Annotated in this window: 14 protein-coding genes, 2 tRNA genes and 1 pseudogene; 9 read left to right on the top strand and 8 right to left on the bottom strand. The window is 65.9% G+C overall.

Translation table 11 applies throughout. The features are described 5' to 3' along the window. Window positions 1-23: 23 nt before the first annotated feature. Window positions 24-494: a VOC family protein gene (locus tag SRAA_RS04890; protein WP_045533301.1), complete on the bottom strand. Its 471-nt coding sequence runs from the start codon at window positions 492-494 to the stop codon at window positions 24-26. A gap of 242 nt (window positions 495-736) precedes the next feature. Further along, the gene (locus tag SRAA_RS04885; protein WP_045531266.1) at window positions 737-2830 is read right to left on the bottom strand and encodes an acetyl-CoA carboxylase biotin carboxylase subunit; all 2094 of its coding nucleotides are present in this window, start codon (window positions 2828-2830) and stop codon (window positions 737-739) included. Window positions 2831-2877: 47 nt separating this feature from the next. Here SRAA_RS04885 and SRAA_RS04880 point away from each other — a divergent pair, with 47 nt between their 5' ends. Both SRAA_RS04880 and SRAA_RS04875 read left to right on the top strand, forming a co-directional pair. Next, window positions 2878-3237, top strand: a complete 360-nt coding sequence (locus tag SRAA_RS04880; protein ID WP_045531264.1) for a hypothetical protein — start codon at window positions 2878-2880, stop codon at window positions 3235-3237. Beyond that, window positions 3234-3578: a type II toxin-antitoxin system PemK/MazF family toxin gene (locus SRAA_RS04875; RefSeq protein ID WP_045531262.1), complete on the top strand. Its 345-nt coding sequence runs from the start codon at window positions 3234-3236 to the stop codon at window positions 3576-3578. Before SRAA_RS04880 ends, SRAA_RS04875 begins: the two co-directional genes overlap by 4 nt. A 24-nt stretch (window positions 3579-3602) precedes the next feature. On the opposite strand, the gene SRAA_RS04870 is transcribed toward SRAA_RS04875, so the two are convergent. From SRAA_RS04870 to scpA, 5 genes are all read right to left on the bottom strand, one after another. Further along, on the bottom strand, window positions 3603-5135 hold the full coding sequence (locus SRAA_RS04870) for an acyl-CoA carboxylase subunit beta (RefSeq protein ID WP_045531260.1): 1533 nt from the start codon (window positions 5133-5135) through the stop codon (window positions 3603-3605). A gap of 7 nt (window positions 5136-5142) precedes the next feature. After that, window positions 5143-6141 (bottom strand): methylmalonyl Co-A mutase-associated GTPase MeaB, encoded by a 999-nt coding sequence (gene meaB / locus SRAA_RS04865; protein ID WP_045531257.1) that lies wholly within the window; start codon window positions 6139-6141, stop codon window positions 5143-5145. Further along, a complete protein-coding gene (locus SRAA_RS04860) occupies window positions 6138-6545 on the bottom strand; it encodes a type II toxin-antitoxin system VapC family toxin (RefSeq protein WP_045531255.1) in 408 nt (135 codons plus the stop codon). Before SRAA_RS04860 ends, meaB begins: the two co-directional genes overlap by 4 nt. Next, window positions 6545-6805, bottom strand: a complete 261-nt coding sequence (locus SRAA_RS04855) for an antitoxin (RefSeq protein ID WP_045533299.1) — start codon at window positions 6803-6805, stop codon at window positions 6545-6547. Before SRAA_RS04855 ends, SRAA_RS04860 begins: the two co-directional genes overlap by 1 nt. A gap of 62 nt (window positions 6806-6867) precedes the next feature. After that, window positions 6868-9015 (bottom strand): methylmalonyl-CoA mutase, encoded by a 2148-nt coding sequence (gene scpA, locus SRAA_RS04850; protein WP_045531253.1) that lies wholly within the window; start codon window positions 9013-9015, stop codon window positions 6868-6870. 143 nt (window positions 9016-9158) lie between these two features. Between scpA and SRAA_RS04845 the strand changes: the two genes are divergently transcribed. The 4 genes and pseudogenes from SRAA_RS04845 to SRAA_RS04830 all read left to right on the top strand — a co-directional run. Next, complete coding sequence (locus tag SRAA_RS04845) at window positions 9159-9890, top strand: GntR family transcriptional regulator (RefSeq protein WP_045531252.1); 732 nt, start codon at window positions 9159-9161, stop codon at window positions 9888-9890. A gap of 65 nt (window positions 9891-9955) precedes the next feature. Continuing rightward, complete coding sequence (locus SRAA_RS04840; RefSeq protein WP_052467490.1) at window positions 9956-12070, top strand: putative bifunctional diguanylate cyclase/phosphodiesterase; 2115 nt, start codon at window positions 9956-9958, stop codon at window positions 12068-12070. A 54-nt stretch (window positions 12071-12124) separates the two neighbouring features. After that, window positions 12125-12201: transfer RNA gene (locus SRAA_RS04835), tRNA-Arg, on the top strand. A 70-nt stretch (window positions 12202-12271) separates the two neighbouring features. Then, window positions 12272-12481: pseudogene (locus SRAA_RS04830) on the top strand (helix-turn-helix domain-containing protein); the annotation flags it as partial. Between the two features lie 38 nt (window positions 12482-12519). Here the strand turns inward: SRAA_RS04830 and SRAA_RS12560 are convergent. Beyond that, window positions 12520-12864, bottom strand: coding sequence for a hypothetical protein (locus SRAA_RS12560; RefSeq protein WP_045531251.1), 345 nt, complete (start codon window positions 12862-12864; stop codon window positions 12520-12522). A 258-nt stretch (window positions 12865-13122) separates the two neighbouring features. On the opposite strand from SRAA_RS12560, the gene SRAA_RS12555 reads away from it, so the two are divergent. The 3 genes from SRAA_RS12555 to SRAA_RS04815 all read left to right on the top strand — a co-directional run bounded on the left by SRAA_RS12555 (window position 13123) and on the right by SRAA_RS04815 (window position 16798). Beyond that, window positions 13123-13200, top strand: a tRNA-Ser gene (locus tag SRAA_RS12555). Window positions 13201-13223: 23 nt separating this feature from the next. Beyond that, the gene (map, locus tag SRAA_RS04820) at window positions 13224-14036 is read left to right on the top strand and encodes a type I methionyl aminopeptidase (RefSeq protein WP_045531250.1); all 813 of its coding nucleotides are present in this window, start codon (window positions 13224-13226) and stop codon (window positions 14034-14036) included. 50 nt (window positions 14037-14086) lie between these two features. Further along, entirely contained in the window at window positions 14087-16798 is a 2712-nt protein-coding gene (locus tag SRAA_RS04815) for a [protein-PII] uridylyltransferase (RefSeq protein WP_045531249.1), read from the top strand. Window positions 16799-16871 lie beyond the last annotated feature (73 nt).

The following is a 16871-nucleotide window of genomic DNA, read 5'->3' as shown; positions in this document are numbered from 1 at the left end:
TTTTGACTAGGCCGGGTTTTACCTCAAGCCAGCGCCGCAATCACCTCCGGCGGCGCCTGCACCAGCTCGATCAGCACGCCTTCGCCGGAAAATGGGAACTCGGCACTGGCCTTGGGGTGCATAAAGCAGATGTCGAAGCCGGCCGCGCCTTTGCGTATGCCACCGGGGGCAAAACGCACGCCCTGCGCCGTGAGCCACTCGACGGCGCGCGGCAAATCGTCCACCCACAGCCCGATGTGGTTCAGCGGCGTGCTGTGCACCGCCGGTTTGGCCTGCGCGTCGATGGGCTGCATCAGATCGACTTCCACCGCGTGCGCCCCGTGGCCGATGGTGCAGATGTCTTCCTCTACGTTCTCGCGCTCGCTGCGAAAGTGGCCCGTAACCGGCAGGCCCAGCAGTTGCACCCACAGGGTGTGCAGGCGCTGCTTGTCGGGCGCGCCGATGGCGATCTGCTGCACGCCCAGCACCTTGAAGGGGCGGCCCTCGGTGGGCAGCGAAGCGTGGGGGCTCGGTTCCGGCGCCGGGCCGCCCCAAGCCGGAACAGCCCCCTCGGGGGGCAGCGTAGCGTGGGGGCTCAGTTCCGGCGCCGGGCCGCCCCAAGCCGGAACAGCCCCCTCGGGGGGCAGCGAGCCGCGCAGCGGTGAAGCGTGGGGGCTCGACTCCGGCGCCGGGCCGCCCCAAGCCGGATCAGCCCCCTCGGGGGGCAGCGAACCGCGCAGCGGTGTAGCGTGGGGGCTCATTTCTCGAACTCCACGATCGGCTGATCCACCACCAGGCTCTCGCCCTTGGCCGCCAGCACCTTGGCCACCACGCCGTCGGCGGCGGCAAACAGTACGTTTTCCATTTTCATGGCCTCGATCACTGCCACCCGCTCGCCCGCCTGCACCTTCTGGCCCGGCTGCACCGCCACGTCCACCAGCAGCCCCGGCATGGGCGAGAGCACGAAGCGGCTCATGTCGGGCGGCTGCTTGAAGGGCATGAGCCGGTGCAGCTCGGCCATGCGCGGCGACACCACCATCGCCTGCAAGCGCGTGCCGTTGTGCTGCAGCACCAGCGCCAGCGGGTTGTTCGGGGCGCCGCGCTCGATCTGCGCCGTGAAGGGCTGGCGGTTGCACTGGCCACTGACGACGATGTCGTTCAGGCGCGAGGGCGAGTGGATCTGGTAGTGCTGCGGCCCCACATGCACCGAGGCGTAGCCGGTTTCGCCCACGCACTCGTCCACGTGCACTGGGGTGTAGCGGTGCGCGCCATCGGCCGCCAGGCTGATGACCACGTAATCTTGCCCCACCTTTACGCCATAGCCGGGCAACTGGCCCGAAATCCCGGTCGCGCGCTCGCGGCTCTTGCGGCGCACGAAGGCGGCCAGCGCCACCAGAAAATCCGGGTCCGGGTGCGGCACGTCTTCGGCGCGAAAGCCGTGCGCGTAATGCTGCGCGATGAAGCCGGTGTTGAACTGCCCCGAGACGAAATCCGGGTGCGCCAGCAAGGCCGACTGAAACGGGATGTTGCTGCTGATGCCGCGTATCACGAAGCCGTTGAGCGCCTCGCGCATGCGCGCAATCGCGTCGGCGCGGTCGCGGCCGTGCACGATCAGCTTGGCGATCATCGAGTCGTAGTGCATGGGGATTTCGCCGCCCTCGAACACCCCGGTATCGACGCGCACGCCGCCAAAGGCCGCTGGCTCTTGCCCGGCTGTGGGCTCGGAGCCAGCGGTTTGTGCGGGCCCCGCCGCAAACAGCGTCTGCTCGGGCGGGGTGAAGCGCACCAGCCGCCCGGTCGAGGGCAAGAAGTTGCGAAACGGGTCTTCGGCGTTGATGCGGCACTCGATCGCCCAGCCCTGGCGCTGCACCTGCGCTTGCGTCAGGGGCAGCGGCTCGCCGGCGGCGACGCGGATCATCAGCTCCACCAGATCGAGCCCGGTGATGCACTCCGTCACCGGGTGCTCCACCTGCAAGCGGGTGTTCATTTCGAGGAAATAAAAATCCTGCTCCTTGCCCACCACGAACTCCACCGTGCCCGCGCTCTGGTACTGCACCGCCTGCGCCAGCGCCACCGCCTGCTCGCCCATGGCGCGGCGCGTGGCCTCGCTGATGAAGGGCGAAGGCGCCTCCTCGATCACTTTCTGGTGCCGGCGCTGGATCGAACATTCGCGCTCGCCGAGGTAGATCACGTGGCCGTGCGCGTCGCCCAGCACCTGGATTTCGATGTGGCGCGGCTCTTGCACGAATTTTTCGATGAAGACGCGGTCGTCGCCAAAGCTGTTGCGCGCCTCGTTCTGGCAGGCCACAAAGCCTTCTTGCGCCTCCTGGTCGGAGTAGGCCACGCGCAGCCCCTTGCCGCCGCCGCCGGCGCTGGCCTTGATCATGACCGGATAGCCAATGCCGCGCGCGATCTGCACCGCCTGCGCCGCGCTCTCGATGACGTCGTTGTAACCGGGGATGGTGCTCACGCCGGCCGCCTGCGCCAGCTTTTTGGAGGCGATCTTGTCGCCCATGGCGGCGATGCTGTGCGCCTTGGGGCCGATGAAAACGATGCCCTCGGCCTCGCAGCGGCGCGCAAAGTTTTCGTTTTCGCTCAAAAAGCCATAGCCGGGGTGTATCGCCTGCGCCCCCGTGGCCTTGGCCGCGGCGATGAGCTTGTCGGCCACCAGATACGACTCGCGGCTCGGCGCCGGGCCCAGCAGCACGGCCTCGTCGGCCAGCTTGACGTGGCGCGCCTCGCGGTCGGCCTCGGAATACACCGCCACCGTGGCGATGCCCATTTTGCGCGCAGTCGCAATGACGCGGCAGGCGATCTCGCCTCGATTGGCGATCAGGATTTTTTTAAACACGGTTGACACCTCTTGCGTACAAATTGTTATCTTGATAACATTGGCTTATGCTAAGCACTCCAAGCCACCACCCCAAGCAGGTGCTGCTGCGCCTGCCCGATGAACTCGCCGCCCGGCTGGCGCAGGCGGTTGCGCCACGGCAGCGCAACCAGTTTTTGGTCGATCTGGTGCGCCAGGCGCTGGACCGTGAGGAGGCGCAACTGCTGGCGGCCTGCGAATACATGAATCGCATCGAAGCCACGCACCCCGTTTTGGCGCGTGAGGGCGAGGAATGGGTGCGCAGTGGGCTCACGCCAGCGGTCGAACTGGCAGACCCCGACTTTGATCGGGCCAGCTTCGAGCGCGAGTTTGGCGCCGCCCAGGCCGAACTCGACACCCCAGCGGTCCAGCCCGAAGGCCGCCGGTGACGAGCGACGACGCGCTCGAACGCGGCGCGGTGTGCTGGGTCGAGCTCGATCCGGTGCGCGGCAGCGAAATCGCCAAAACCCGGCCCTGCGTGCTGCTCTCGGCCAGCGTCATCAACCGCAGCCGCCGCACCGTCGCCGTCGTACCCCTGACTTCCACCCCCGAGGCGCCGCGCTTTCCCCTGCTGGTTGCCGTGCCCTCGGCGGGCAGCAGCTCCAAGGCGCGCATCGAACACATCCGCTGTGTGGACAAAACCCGCCTGCAGCGCCGCATCGGGCGCTTGAGCCCCAACGATCTGGACGCCATCGGGCGCGCGCTGCTGCGCGTGCTGGGAATGGGCTAGCTCAAAAAACATCGCCGCCGCGCCTCAGAGCGGAATATTGCCGTGCTTGCGCCACGGGTTTTCGATTTTTTTGTCTTTGAGCATGACCAGCGAGCGGCACAGGCGCTGGCGCGTTTCGTGCGGCAAGATCACGTCGTCGATGTAGCCGCGCTCGGCCGCCACGAAGGGGTTGGCGAAGCGGCGTTTGTATTCGGCCTCGCGCTCGGCCAGCTTGGCGGGGTCTTTCTTCTCTTCGCGAAAGATGATCTCCACCGCGCCCTTGGCGCCCATGACGGCGATCTCGGCGTTGGGCCAGGCCAGGTTCACGTCGCCGCGCAGGTGCTTGGAGGCCATCACGTCGTAGGCGCCGCCGTAGGCCTTGCGCGTGATCACGGTGATCTTGGGCACCGTGGCCTCGGCGTAGGCGTAGAGCAGCTTGGCCCCGTGCTTGATGATGCCGCCGTATTCTTGGCTGGTGCCGGGCATGAAGCCGGGCACATCGACGAAGGTGATGACTGGGATGTTGAAGGCGTCGCAAAAGCGCACGAAGCGCGCCGCCTTGATGCTGCTCTTGATGTCCAGGCAGCCCGCCAGCACCAGCGGCTGGTTGGCCACGATGCCCACCGTCTGGCCATCGAGGCGGGCAAAGCCCACCAGAATGTTTTTGGCGTAGTCGGGCTGCAGCTCGAAAAAGTCGCCGTCATCCACCGTTTTGACGATCAGCTCCTTCATGTCGTAGGCTTTGTTCGGGTTGTCGGGCACCAGCGTGTCGAGGCTGCGCTCGACGCGCCCGATCGGGTCGCCGCTGGGGCGCCGGGGCGCTTTTTCGCGGTTGTTGAGCGGCAGGTAGTTGTAGAGGCGGCGCAGCAGCAGCAGCGCCTGCACGTCGTCGTTGCAAGCCAGATCGGCCACCCCGCTGCGCGAGGTGTGGGTCACGGCGCCGCCCAATTCTTCGGCCGTCACTTCCTCGTGCGTCACGGTTTTCACCACCTCGGGGCCGGTGACGAACATATAGCTCGAATCCTTGACCATCACAATGAAGTCGGTCATGGCCGGGGAATAGACCGCGCCACCCGCGCAAGGCCCCATGATCAGGCTGATCTGCGGAATCACGCCGCTGGCCAGCACGTTGCGCTGAAACACCTCGGCGTAGCCTCCCAATGAGGCCACACCCTCTTGTATGCGCGCCCCGCCCGAATCGTTGAGGCCGATCACCGGCGCCCCCACCTTCATGGCTTGGTCCATCACCTTGCAGATTTTCTCGGCGTGCGCCTCGCTCAAGGCCCCGCCAAAAACGGTGAAATCCTGGCTGAAAACGAACACCAAGCGGCCATTGATCATGCCGTAGCCGGTGACCACGCCGTCGCCCGGTACGCGCTGTTCGGCCATGCCAAAGTCGGTGCAGCGGTGTTCGACGAACAGGTCCCACTCTTCGAAAGTGCCTTCGTCGAGCAGGATCTCGAGGCGTTCGCGCGCCGTCAACTTGCCTTTGGCGTGTTGCGCGTCGATGCGCTTTTGCCCCCCACCCAGCCGGGCGGCGGCGCGCTTTTGTTCCAATTGATCGAGGATGTCTTGCATAGGTCTCTCAGTTGCTAAGGTTGCCCAGATGCGCCGCCAACAGCCGACGCGCCGCCACCGAGGCGGCCAAGCTGCCGTCGGCCACGGCGCGGGTGGTGGGTTCGAGGATGCGCTGCACCGCGGGATTGTGGCGCAAGGCCTGTTGCAAGCCGGCCTGCACCCGCTCCCACATCCAGGCCAGCGCTTGCTGCTGGCGCCGCGCCGCCAAGCGCCCGTCGGCGCTTTGCAGGCGCCGAAATTCGCTCACGGCGGCCCAGAACGCCTCCAGCCCTTGGGCGCGCAGGGCGCTCAGCTCCAGCACCTGCGGGTGCCAGTGCGGGGCTTCCTGCGCCCCCGCGCGCTCATTCCAGCCCAGCAGCCGCAGCGCAGCCGAGATTTGCGCCCGGGCACGGGTTGCGGCGGCGGGGTCGAGGTCGGCTTTGTTGATCAGCACCAGGTCGGCGCGCTCCATCACGCCGCGCTTGATGGCTTGCAGCTCGTCGCCGGCATTGGGCAGTTGCAGCAGGCAAAACAGGTCGGTCATATTGGCCACGGCGATCTCGCTCTGGCCCACGCCCACGGTTTCGACGATCACCACGTCAAAGCCCGCCGCTTCGCACAGCAAAATGGTCTCGCGCGTTTTCTCGGCCACCCCACCCAAGCTGCCGCTGCTGGGGCTGGGGCGGATGTAGGCGCGCTCGTGGTTGCTCAGGCGCTCCATGCGGGTCTTGTCGCCCAGGATCGAGCCGCCAGAGACGCTGCTCGACGGGTCCACCGCCAGCACCGCCACGCGCTGCCCTAGGCCAATCAGGTGCAGCCCCAGCGCCTCGATGAAGGTGCTCTTGCCCACGCCCGGCACGCCGCTGATGCCCAGCCTGAACGCCTTGCCCGTGTGCGGCAGCAGGGCCGTGAGCAACTCATCGGCCTGGGCGCGGTGATCGGGGCGGGTCGATTCCAGCAAGGTGATGGCCTTGGCCAGGGCGCGGCGCTGGGCCATGGCGGTTCCGTGCAAGAGGGCGTCAATCATGCGCTGACCCAGTTCTCCAGTTTCAAGCCCTCGATGCGCTCGAACTCGCGCGTGTTGTGGGTGACCAGCGTGGCGTTTTCGGCCAGCGCTTGGGCGGCAATCAGCAAATCCATATGCCCTATGGGCTGACCACTCTGGCGCAGGGCATGAAAATGCCTTGCGTAGTGCCACATGGCGCTGTGCGTCCAAGGCAACACGGTCATTTCCAGCAGCAGTTGCTCCAGCCGGGCGCGGTTGCGGGCCTGCTGTGTGCTTTTTTCTACACCATAGGCCAGCTCGGCCACCACCAGCGCGGGCAAGGCCACCCGCTGTCGGCCGGCCGCCGCCAGCCGCTCCTGCACACCGGGCACACCGCGCTGCAAGTAGATCACCATGTTGGTGTCGAGCAGGTACAAGGCGTCCATCAATCCAGGCTCTCGATGTCATCGACAGCGGGCTGGCGGTCGCGCTCGATCTCGTCAGGCATGCCCTCGAACCCCGCTAGGAGCGACTGCACCCGCGCCGCCCACACGGCGTCGTCCTCGTGCTTGGGGCGAAGGATCACGGCAGAGCCCACTTTCTCGATCGTCACCTCGTCGGTGTCAAAGCGGAACGCCTTGGGCAGACGCACCGCTTGGCTGCGCCCCGTGGTGAAAACCTTGGCGGTGTGTGCGGGCGTGTTCATGGCGGCTCCTTCTGGGTATCTATCGATGATAGCTACCATTTTAGCTTCCTGCAAGCCCAGCTTCACCCCAGCGCCTTCTTGATCTGCTCCAGCACATCTTTGGCGCTGGCCGGGATTGGGGTGCCGGGGCCGTAGATGCCTTTGACGCCGGCCTGGTAGAGAAATTCGTAATCCTGGCGCGGGATCACGCCGCCGACGAAGACGATGATGTCATCCGCCCCCTGGCGCTTCAATGCTTCGATGATGGCCGGCACCAGCGTCTTGTGGCCGGCCGCCAGCGTGCTGATGCCCACCGCGTGCACATCGTTTTCGATCGCCTGGCGGGCGCATTCTTCGGGGGTCTGGAACAGCGGCCCGATATCGACGTCGAAGCCGAGGTCGGCAAAGGCCGTGGCCACCACCTTGGCGCCGCGGTCGTGCCCGTCTTGGCCGAGCTTGGCGATCAGCACGCGCGGCTGGCGCCCCTGCGCCTGGGCAAAGTCGGCGATTTCCTGCTGCAAGGCGGCCCAGCCCTGGGCACTGTCGTAAGCGGCGGCATACACCCCGGTCACCTTTTGTGTGTCGGCGCGATGGCGCCCAAAAACCTGCTCCAGCGCGTCCGACACCTCGCCCACCGTGGCGCGCAGGCGCATGGCGCGAATCGAGAGCGCCAGCAAATTGCCCTGCCCGGATTGTGCCGCCGCCGTGAGGTCGGCCAGCGCGGCCTGCACCGCTGCGCTGTCGCGGTTGGCGCGCAGCGAGCGCAAGCGCGCCACCTGCTGCTCGCGCACCTTGTGGTTGTCCACCTCCAGCGTGTCGATCGCGTCTTCTTGCGCCAGCTTGTATTTGTTCACGCCCACGATCACATCGCGCCCGCTGTCGATGCGCGCCTGCTTTTCGGCTGCGCTGGCTTCGATCTTGAGCTTGGCCCAGCCCGAATCGACGGCGCGCGTCATGCCCCCCAGGGCATCGACTTCCTCGATCAGGGCCCAGGCCTGGTCCGCCATGTCCTGCGTCAGGCGCTCCATCAGGTAGCTGCCGGCCCACGGGTCCACCACATTGGTGATGTGGGTTTCTTCCTGGATGATGAGCTGGGTGTTGCGCGCAATGCGCGAGGAAAACTCGGTCGGCAGCGCAATCGCTTCGTCGAACGAGTTGGTGTGCAAACTCTGCGTGCCGCCAAACACCGCCGCCATGGCCTCGATTGTGGTGCGCACCACGTTGTTGTAGGGGTCTTGCTCGGTCAGGCTCCAGCCGCTGGTCTGGCTGTGCGTGCGCAGCATCAGGCTCTTGTCTTTCTTGGCCCCAAAGCCCTTCATGATGCGGCACCAGAGCAGGCGCGCGGCGCGCATTTTGGCGATTTCGAGATAAAAATTCATCCCCACCGCCCAAAAAAAGCTCAGGCGGCCCGCAAACTCGTCCACATCCATGCCCTTGGCCAGGGCGGTTTTCACGTACTCGCGGCCATCGGCCAAGGTGAAGGCCAATTCCAGCGCCTGGTTGGCACCGGCCTCTTGCAAGTGGTAGCCGCTGATGCTGATCGAGTTGAACTTGGGCATCTGCTGCGCCGTGTACTCGATGATGTCGCCGATGATGCGCATCGAGGGCTCGGGCGGGTAGATGTAGGTGTTGCGCACCATGAATTCTTTGAGGATGTCGTTCTGGATGGTGCCGCTCAAGGCCGCCTGCGCCACCCCCTGCTCCTCGGCCGCCACCACGTAGCCGGCCAGCACCGGCAGCACGGCACCGTTCATGGTCATGCTCACGCTCACGCGCCCGAGGTCGATGCCGTCGAAAAGGATTTTCATGTCCTCCACGCTGTCGATCGCCACCCCGGCCTTGCCGACGTCGCCAAACACGCGCGGATGGTCGGAGTCGTAGCCGCGGTGCGTGGCCAGATCGAAAGCCACCGAGACGCCCTGCCCGCCCGCCGCCAGCGCCTGGCGGTAAAAGGCGTTGGATTCTTCGGCGGTCGAAAAACCGGCGTACTGGCGGATGGTCCAGGGCCGCACCGCGTACATGGTCGCCTGCGGGCCGCGGATGAAGGGCTCGAAGCCGGGCAGCGTGTCGGTGTGGGGCAGGCCCTGCAAATCGGCCGCGGTGTAGAGCGGCTTGATCACGATGCCCTCGGGCGTGCGCCAATTGAGCGACTCGGGCGCCGCGCCTTTGAGCGACTGGGTGGCCGCCGCGCGCCAGTCGGCCAGCGTGGCGGTTTTGAATTCGGGTTGCATCTGCGTACCAGACGCGGAACTGGGCTCGGGACTCGACATGGGAACCTCTCTCAACGCCCAGGAGGGCGTGCAACATGTGGCCGGATTTTACCGCATTCGTAATTATTGATTCAAAATTTTGCGTGCGGGGCTACAATTTACCCATGCCACCTACCACCCCCTTGAGCCCGCGCGCCCTCTACCAGGAGGTTGCCGAGCGCCTGCGCCAACGCATTTTCAAGCGCGAGCTGGTGCCGGGCAGTTGGATCGACGAACTCAAAATCGCCGCCGAACTCGGCATCAGCCGCACCCCCCTGCGCGAAGCGCTCAAGGTGCTGGCGGCAGAGGGGCTGGTGACCATGAAGCTGCGCCGTGGCGCCTACGTGACCGAAGTCTCGGAGCAAGACTTGCGCGAAGTCTATGAGCTGCTGGCGCTGCTGGAGTCCGACGCCGCTGCCGCCGCCTGCCGCCACGCCAGCCCCGAGCAGATGCAGCAGTTGCAACACCTGCACCAGCAGCTCGAAGCAGCGGCCCAGGGAGCGGCCGAACCCGAATCCGCCACCCCGGCCAGCACCGGCCCAGCTGCCAACCCCAGCGCCGTTCCCACCACCGAGGCCAGCTCCGATGCCCGCCCAGAGCGCTTTCTGGCCGCCAACGAAGCCTTCCACCTGCAATTGCTGCAACTGGCGGGCAACCGCTGGCGCATGCAGGTGGTGGCCGACTTGCGCAAGGTCATGAAGCTCAACCGCCACGGTTCGCTGCTGCGCCAGGGGCGCTTGCAGCAATCGCTGCACGAGCACCGCGCGCTCATGGCAGCGTTGCTGGCGCGCGACGCCGAGCAAGCGCGGCAACGCATGGCAGACCACTTTGCCCGTGGCCTTCGTGCAGCCATTTGATTTCTATAATAAAATCGGTTCGTTATCCAAACAAAGACAGCGATGTCTACGCAGCGAACTCTATCTTGAACGCCTCTGCCCCCAGCCAACTCGAGCTTGAATACCAAGCCATCTTACAAAATGCCTGGGTCGGCATCCTGCTCACACGCCGGCGCGTGGTGGAGCATTGCAACCCGCGCGCGGCCGAGCTTTTTGGCTGGCCGCAGGGTGAACTGATCGGCCAACCGGCCTCGGTGCTGTATTTTTCCGAATCCGATTACGCCGACATGGGGCAGCAGGCCTCGCATCTGCTGGGCGCTGGGCAATTGTTCGAGCAAGAGCGCCTGATGCGCAAGCGCGATGGCAGCGCCGTGCATTGCCACCTGCGCGCCAAACCCATCAACCCAGCCAACAGCGCCGACGGCACGATCTGGATCCTTGAGGACATCGGGGAGCGCAAGCGCTCTGAATCGCAGTTGCGCCGCCTGCTGCTGCAGCAACAAGCCATACTGGAAAACGCCAGCGTCGGCATTTTGTTTACCTGCGACGGCCTGATCCAGCACTGCAACCCGCGCTTCGAGGACCTGCTGGGCTATGCCCCGGGTGAATTGCTCGGCAACAGCGCCGAGGTTTTTTTCAGCTCCCCCGACGACTACCAGCATTTCGGGCTGGCCATCGGATCCCGCTTGGCCGCCGGCGAGCGCATCGACATCGAATGGCGCAACCGCCGCCGCGATGGCTCCTTGGTGTGGTTTCGGCACCTGGCGCGCGCGCTGCCGCAGGCCGGTGAAGAAAAAATCACGATCTGGATCAGCGACGACATCAGCCAGCGCAAGGCGGTGGAGCACGAGTTGGCCAACGCCCACGCCGAACTGGAGCGGCGCGCCCACTTTTTGGCCTACCACGACGCCCTCACCGGGCTGCCCAACCGCTTGCTGCTGCAAGACCGGCTGCAACTGGCGCTGGCGCATGCCGAGCGTGAACACCAGCACCTCGCCCTGCTCTGCCTCGACCTAGACAATTTCAAGCACATCAACGACACCCTCGGCCACGCCACGGGCGATGTGCTGCTGCAGCAAGTCACCCAGCGCTTGCTCGGCTGCCTGCGCGACACCGACACCCTGAGCCGCCAAGGGGGCGACGAGTTCATCGTCCTTTTGACCCACCTAGGCGATCAGCACGCCACCTTGGCAGTGCTGGGCAAAATCACGGCCTGCATGCAAGCCCCCTTTGTGCTCGACCCGCACGAATTGGTGCTGAGTTTTTCGATCGGGGTGGCGCTCTTTCCCAACGACGGGCGCGACTTCGACACCCTGCTGCGCAAGGCCGATATGGCCATGTACCGGGCCAAAGAGTCGGGCCGCAACAGCCACCACTTCTTCAACGAAGACATGGGCCAGCAGGCGGGCGAGCACTTGCGGTTGCGCAGCGGCCTGCGCCGGGCGCTCGAACAAGGCGAATTGCAACTGCACTACCAGCCCCAGTTCGATCTGCGCAGCGGCGCCTTGGTCGGGGCCGAGGCGCTGCTGCGCTGGCAGCACCCTGAGCAAGGGCTGATCGCGCCAGCGCGCTTCATCCCGGTGGCCGAAGAAAGCGGGCTGATCGTTCCCATCGGCGCGTGGGTGATCGAAGAAGTCTGCCGCCAGGGCCGCACCTGGCTCGACGCCGGCCACCCGCCGCTGCTGCTGGCCGTCAATTTGTCGGCGGTGCAGTTCAAGCGCGGCGACCTCGAGGACACGCTGCGCCGGGCGCTGCAACACAGCGGCTTGCCCGCGCACCAGCTGGAGCTGGAACTCACCGAATCGCTGCTGCTGCACAACACCCATGCCATGCTCGACCTGGTGCGCCGGCTCAAACGCATGGGGGTCAAGCTGGCGATCGACGATTTTGGCACCGGCTACTCGAGCCTCTCGTACCTGAAGCGCTTCGAGGTGGATAAACTCAAGATCGATCAGACTTTTGTGCGCGACCTGCTCACCGACCCAGACGACGCCGCCATCGTGCGTGCCATCATTCAAATGGCCGCCAGTCTGGGGCTGCGCACGGTCGCCGAAGGGGTGGAAACGGCGGCGGTGGCCGAGCGCATTGCCGCTTTGGGCTGCGACGAAGCCCAAGGCTATCACTACGCGCGCCCCATGCCAGCGGCTGCGTTCACCGATTTCTTGCAGCGCACTGCTAAAATCAGGCCCAATTCGTCCTGAGATCCTGCGGCCTCACGGCTTGCGGCATTCTCTTTACCATTGCGGTACCCTTCTCTGCCCGTAGCTCAGCTGGATAGAGCAACGGCCTTCTAAGCCGTAGGTCACAGGTTCGACCCCTGTCGGGCAGGCCATAAAATTAACAGGTTAGCGCATTTTTCCAATGTCGCTGATCGGCAATTTTGGGGCAATTATTAGCCCCTTCTGCGATCCGCCCTGATGATGGAGCTGAACAACCACCTCATCCACACCCAAATGAGCCAAATGCAAGCCGCCCAGCTCTTCGGCGTAACTCAGCCGCGCATCCCCGACCTGATGCGCGGCAAGATCAACTTGTTCGGCCTAGATGCGCTGGTGAATAGGGCAGCGGCAGCGGGATTTCATATCGAGATGCGGGGACGCGCAGCAGCCTGATCAGGCCAAGCCAGCACGTAGGGAACCGGTTGAATTTCCTATGCCCTTCGACGGGCGGCGATGAAGGAGCGCAGCATCAGCACGAGCAGCCCCCCAGACAGTGCCAGCATGCCGATGTTGACCCACAGCGCGAGCGGGCTCATCTGCGCGGCGCGGATCAGCAGCACCGCTGCCGGTGCGAGTGCCCCGAGCAACGCCACCACCGTGGCCACGTGCATCAGGTGCTTGCGGGCGCCTGCGAAGGCCAGCGAGAGACCACCCAACACTGCAAGCGCAGCGCCTAGGTAGGCTGGCAGCAGGGCGGTGCGGTTCGAGGAGATCCCGAAGGCAACCACCCCAAGGGCGATCAGCAGGACGGCGAATACCAGTGTGGTCTTAGGCATCAGGAAGGGCTCGTGCGTAGAGAAGAAGTTGCCAGTGTACCTGCATCGCTCTATCGCCGCATCGGTGTGGCCGCATCGGACATTTGCCCCGCCAGCCGCGCCGCTTGCGCGTCCAGCGCAGCGTTTTATGCCCACAGCGCGGCGAGGCCTTCGGCGCTCGTAGGCCTCGGCGTCGCTTTTGCGATCGAAGGTCGCCGACACATCGGCGTGCCCCCCGGCGGCGCACCCGCACCCACCATGTATCATCGCGTTTTTCCACTGCCCTTTTTTCTGTACATGCCCGAAGCGGCCTTCTAAGCCGTAGGTCACAGGTTCGACCCCCTGTCGGGCAGGCCATCTTTGCGGATTTCATTTTTCACATGACCGTCACCATCAAGGACGCAGCAGGCATCGAAGGCATGCGCCGCGCCGGGCGCCTAGCCAGCGAAGTGCTGGACTATCTGGGCCCGTTCGTGCAGGCCGGCGTCAGCACCAACGAGCTCGACCGGCTGGCGCACGACTACATCGTCGGGGTGCAGCAGGCCATTCCGGCCCCGCTCAACTACGCGCCCGGCGGTTATGCGCCCTACCCCAAGAGCATCTGCACCTCGGTCAACCAGGTGATCTGCCACGGCATCCCCAACGACAAGCCGCTCAAGCGCGGCGATATCGTCAACATCGACGTCACCGTGATCAAAGACGGCTGGCACGGCGACACCAGCCGCATGTTCGTGGTCGGCGCCACAGCCCCGGCGGCGCTGCGCCTGTGCACCATCACCTACGAAGCGATGTACAAAGGCATCGAGCGCGTGCGCCCGGGGGCGCGCTTGGGCGACATCGGGCACGCCATCCAGCAGCACGCCGAGGCCGCCGGCTATTCGGTGGTGCGCGAGTTCTGCGGCCACGGCATCGGGCAGCAGTTTCACGAGGAGCCGCAGGTGCTGCACTATGGCCGCCCCGGCACCGGCATGGCGCTGCAAGCCGGCATGACCTTCACCATCGAGCCCATGATCAACCAAGGGCGGCGCGAGATCCGCGAAATGGGCGACGGCTGGACCATCGCCACCAAAGATCGCTCGCTCTCGGCGCAATGGGAGCACACCGTGCTGTGCACCGAAAGCGGTTTCGAAATTCTGACGCTCTCGGCCGGTTCGCCGCCACCGCCAAGCGCCAACGCAGGCCGGCAGGCCTGATCCCGGGCCGAGCGGCTGGCGCCCACAAGCTGCTGCAGCCCCTTTTTTGCATGCACACCCCCTCCATGCAGGCCATACCCGCCCCAGCAGCCCCGCTTTCCGCTCTGCGCCAGCGCTACCAAGACGACCGGGCAGCCCTATTGGCGAGCATCGGCCACTGGGAAGGCACGGCGCGCGGCATCCACGCCCCCCTGCGGCGGCTGGCGCGTTTGGCCGACGAGGTGTTGCGCCAGCTCTGGCGCCAGGCCGCGCTGCCGCCGGGCTGCACGCTGGTGGCGGTGGGGGGCTACGGACGGGTCGAGCTGTTTCCGCATTCCGATATCGACGTGCTGCTGCTGCTGCCCGAGGCGCTGGATCTGGAGGCCCAACCGGCCGTCAAGGTGGCGCTGGAGGGCTTTATCGGCGCCTGCTGGGACGTGGGGCTCACCATTGGCTCGAGCGTGCGCACGCAGGCGCAGTGCCTGCACGAGGCCGCGGCCGACGTCACGGTGCAGACCGCCTTGCTGGAAAGCCGCTGGCTGGCCGGGGCCCGCAAGCCCTTCGAGTCGCTGGTCTGCGCGCTGCTCGACGCACTCGATGCGCGCGCCTTCATGCAGGCCAAGCTGCTGGAGCAGCGCCAGCGCCATCAGAAATACGAAAACACGCCCTACGCGCTGGAGCCCAACTGCAAGGAGTCGCCCGGGGGCTTGCGCGACCTGCACACCATCCTTTGGCTGGCCAAGGCCGCCGGTTTGGGCCACTCGTGGGACGAACTGGTGCAACGCGGCTTGGCCACGGCGCTGGAGGGGCGCCAGCTCAAGGCCAACGAGGCGCTGCTGAGCCTGATTCGGGCCCGGCTGCACGTGCTGGCCGGGCGGCGCGAAGACCGGCTGGTGTTCGATTTGCAATCGGCGCTGGCGCAGGCCTTTGGCTACCGCGCCCAGCTCGAGGGCGATGAGGCACAAAGCCCCAAAGCCCTGCACGCCCGTGGCGCACGCCGCGCCAGCGAAGCCCTGATGCGGCGCTACTACTGGGCCGCCAAGGCCGTGACGCAGCTCAACGAGGTGCTGTTGCTCAACATCCAAGAGCGCATCGACACCGACCAGCGCGGCAACGCGCCGCCCCTGCGCGCCCTCACCGAGCATTTTTTCGACAAAGACGGCATGCTCGAAATCGCCAGCGACGACCTGTACTGGCAGCACCCGCAAGCCATACTGGAAACCTTCTTGCTGCACCAGACCGCGCCCGGCATCACCGGGCTGTCGGCGCGCACCCTGCGTGCGCTCTACAACGCGCGCGGGCTGATGAACGCCGCCTTCCGACGCGACCCGCGCAACCGCGCCACCTTCATGCGCATTTTGCAGCAGCCCAGCGGCATCACGCACGCCTTCAGGCTCATGAACCAGACCTCGGTGCTGGGGCGCTACCTGTGGGCCTTTCGCAGCACCGTCGGGCAGATGCAGCACGACTTGTTCCACGTCTACACGGTCGATCAGCACATTCTGATGGTGCTGCGCAATATGCGCCGGTTTTTCATCCCCGAGCATGCGCACGAATACCCCTTTTGCGCGCGCCTGGCCGCAGGCTGGGACAAACCGTGGCTGCTTTATGTGGCGGCGCTGTTTCATGACATCGGCAAGGGCCGGGGGGGCGACCACTCCGAGGTCGGTGCGCGCGAGGTGGCCAGCTTTGCGCGCCAGCACGGCATCGAGCGCGCCGACGCCGATCTGATCCACTTCTTGGTGACCGAGCACCTGAGCATGAGCCGGGTGGCGCAAAAAGAGGACTTGTCCGACCCCGACGTGATCGCCGCCTTTGCGCGCCGGGTCGGCAACGAACGCCGCCTGACCGGCCTGTACCTGCTCACGGTGGCCGACATCCGCGGCACCAGCCCCAAGGTCTGGAACGCCTGGAAGGGCAAGCTGCTCGAAGACCTGTACCACGCCACCGTGCGCGTGCTCGGTGGCGCCGCCCCCGACCCGGCGGCCGAGATCGAAGCCCGCAAACGCGAGGCGCTGGCCCGGCTGGCGCTGCACGCGCTGCCGCAGCAGGCGCACCAGCGCCTGTGGCAGCAGCTCGACGTGGGCTACTTCATGCGCCACTCGGCCGACGAAATCGCCTGGCACACGCGCCAGATCAGCAAAGCGCTGCATGAGCGCGAATCGGCCCCGGGGGCTGCGTTTCTGCGCGAGGCACCGCCCAGCCCCTTGGTGCGCGCCCGCCAATCGCCCGTGGGGGAAGGGTTGCAGGTCTTGATCCACACCGCCGACCACGCCGAATTGTTCGTGCGCGCCTGCGCGTATTTTGATCGCGGTGGTTTTAGCATCCAAGACGCCAAAATCCACACCACCCTCGATGGTTTTGCGCTCGATACCTTTCAGGTGTTGCCGGCCAGCATGCCGGAGCAGCATCGCGAGTGGATCGCGCAGGTGGAGAACGACCTGCCGCTGACGCTGCAACAAGGCGGCCCTTTGCCCGCGCCCAGCAAGGGACGCTTGTCGCGCCGCGTGAAAAGCTTTCCGATTCTGCCGCGCGTGGGCCTGCAACCCGACGAAAAGGGCCAGCGCTGGCTGCTCACCGTGTCGGCCAGCGACCGCATCGGGCTGCTGTACGCCATGGCGCGCGTGCTGGCGCAGCACCAGGTGGATGTGCAACTGGCCAAGATCAGCACGCTGGGCGAGCGCGTCGAGGACACCTTTCTGATTCGCGGCCCACACCTGCATCTGGTGCGGGCGCAGGCGCAGCTAAACCACGACCTGCTGCATGCTCTCGAGTCAGACTAGAGCGGATGCCCCCCACGCTTGGCGCTTGCGCGCCTGCGCTGCCCCCCGAGGGGGCTCTCGCCAGCTTGGGGCG

It is taken from the genome of Serpentinimonas raichei (genome assembly GCF_000828895.1).
GTDB lineage: Bacteria > Pseudomonadota > Gammaproteobacteria > Burkholderiales > Burkholderiaceae_C > Serpentinimonas > Serpentinimonas raichei.
This window is presented reverse-complemented; position numbering and strand designations above follow the sequence as displayed.

Excerpts from the sequence above, each read along its gene's own strand:
- SRAA_RS04880 (WP_045531264.1), top strand. The coding sequence starts at position 2,878 with ATGCTAAGCACTCCAAGCCACCACCCCAAGCAGGTGCTGCTGCGCCTG.
- SRAA_RS04870 (WP_045531260.1), bottom strand. The coding sequence starts at position 5,135 with ATGCAAGACATCCTCGATCAATTGGAACAAAAGCGCGCCGCCGCCCGG.
- meaB (WP_045531257.1), bottom strand. The coding sequence starts at position 6,141 with ATGATTGACGCCCTCTTGCACGGAACCGCCATGGCCCAGCGCCGCGCC.
- SRAA_RS04860 (WP_045531255.1), bottom strand. The coding sequence starts at position 6,545 with ATGGACGCCTTGTACCTGCTCGACACCAACATGGTGATCTACTTGCAG.
- SRAA_RS04855 (WP_045533299.1), bottom strand. The coding sequence starts at position 6,805 with ATGAACACGCCCGCACACACCGCCAAGGTTTTCACCACGGGGCGCAGC.
- scpA (WP_045531253.1), bottom strand. The coding sequence starts at position 9,015 with ATGCAACCCGAATTCAAAACCGCCACGCTGGCCGACTGGCGCGCGGCG.
- SRAA_RS04845 (WP_045531252.1), top strand. The coding sequence starts at position 9,159 with ATGCCACCTACCACCCCCTTGAGCCCGCGCGCCCTCTACCAGGAGGTT.
- SRAA_RS12560 (WP_045531251.1), bottom strand. The coding sequence starts at position 12,864 with ATGCCTAAGACCACACTGGTATTCGCCGTCCTGCTGATCGCCCTTGGG.
- map (WP_045531250.1), top strand. The coding sequence starts at position 13,224 with ATGACCGTCACCATCAAGGACGCAGCAGGCATCGAAGGCATGCGCCGC.
- SRAA_RS04815 (WP_045531249.1), top strand. The coding sequence starts at position 14,087 with ATGCACACCCCCTCCATGCAGGCCATACCCGCCCCAGCAGCCCCGCTT.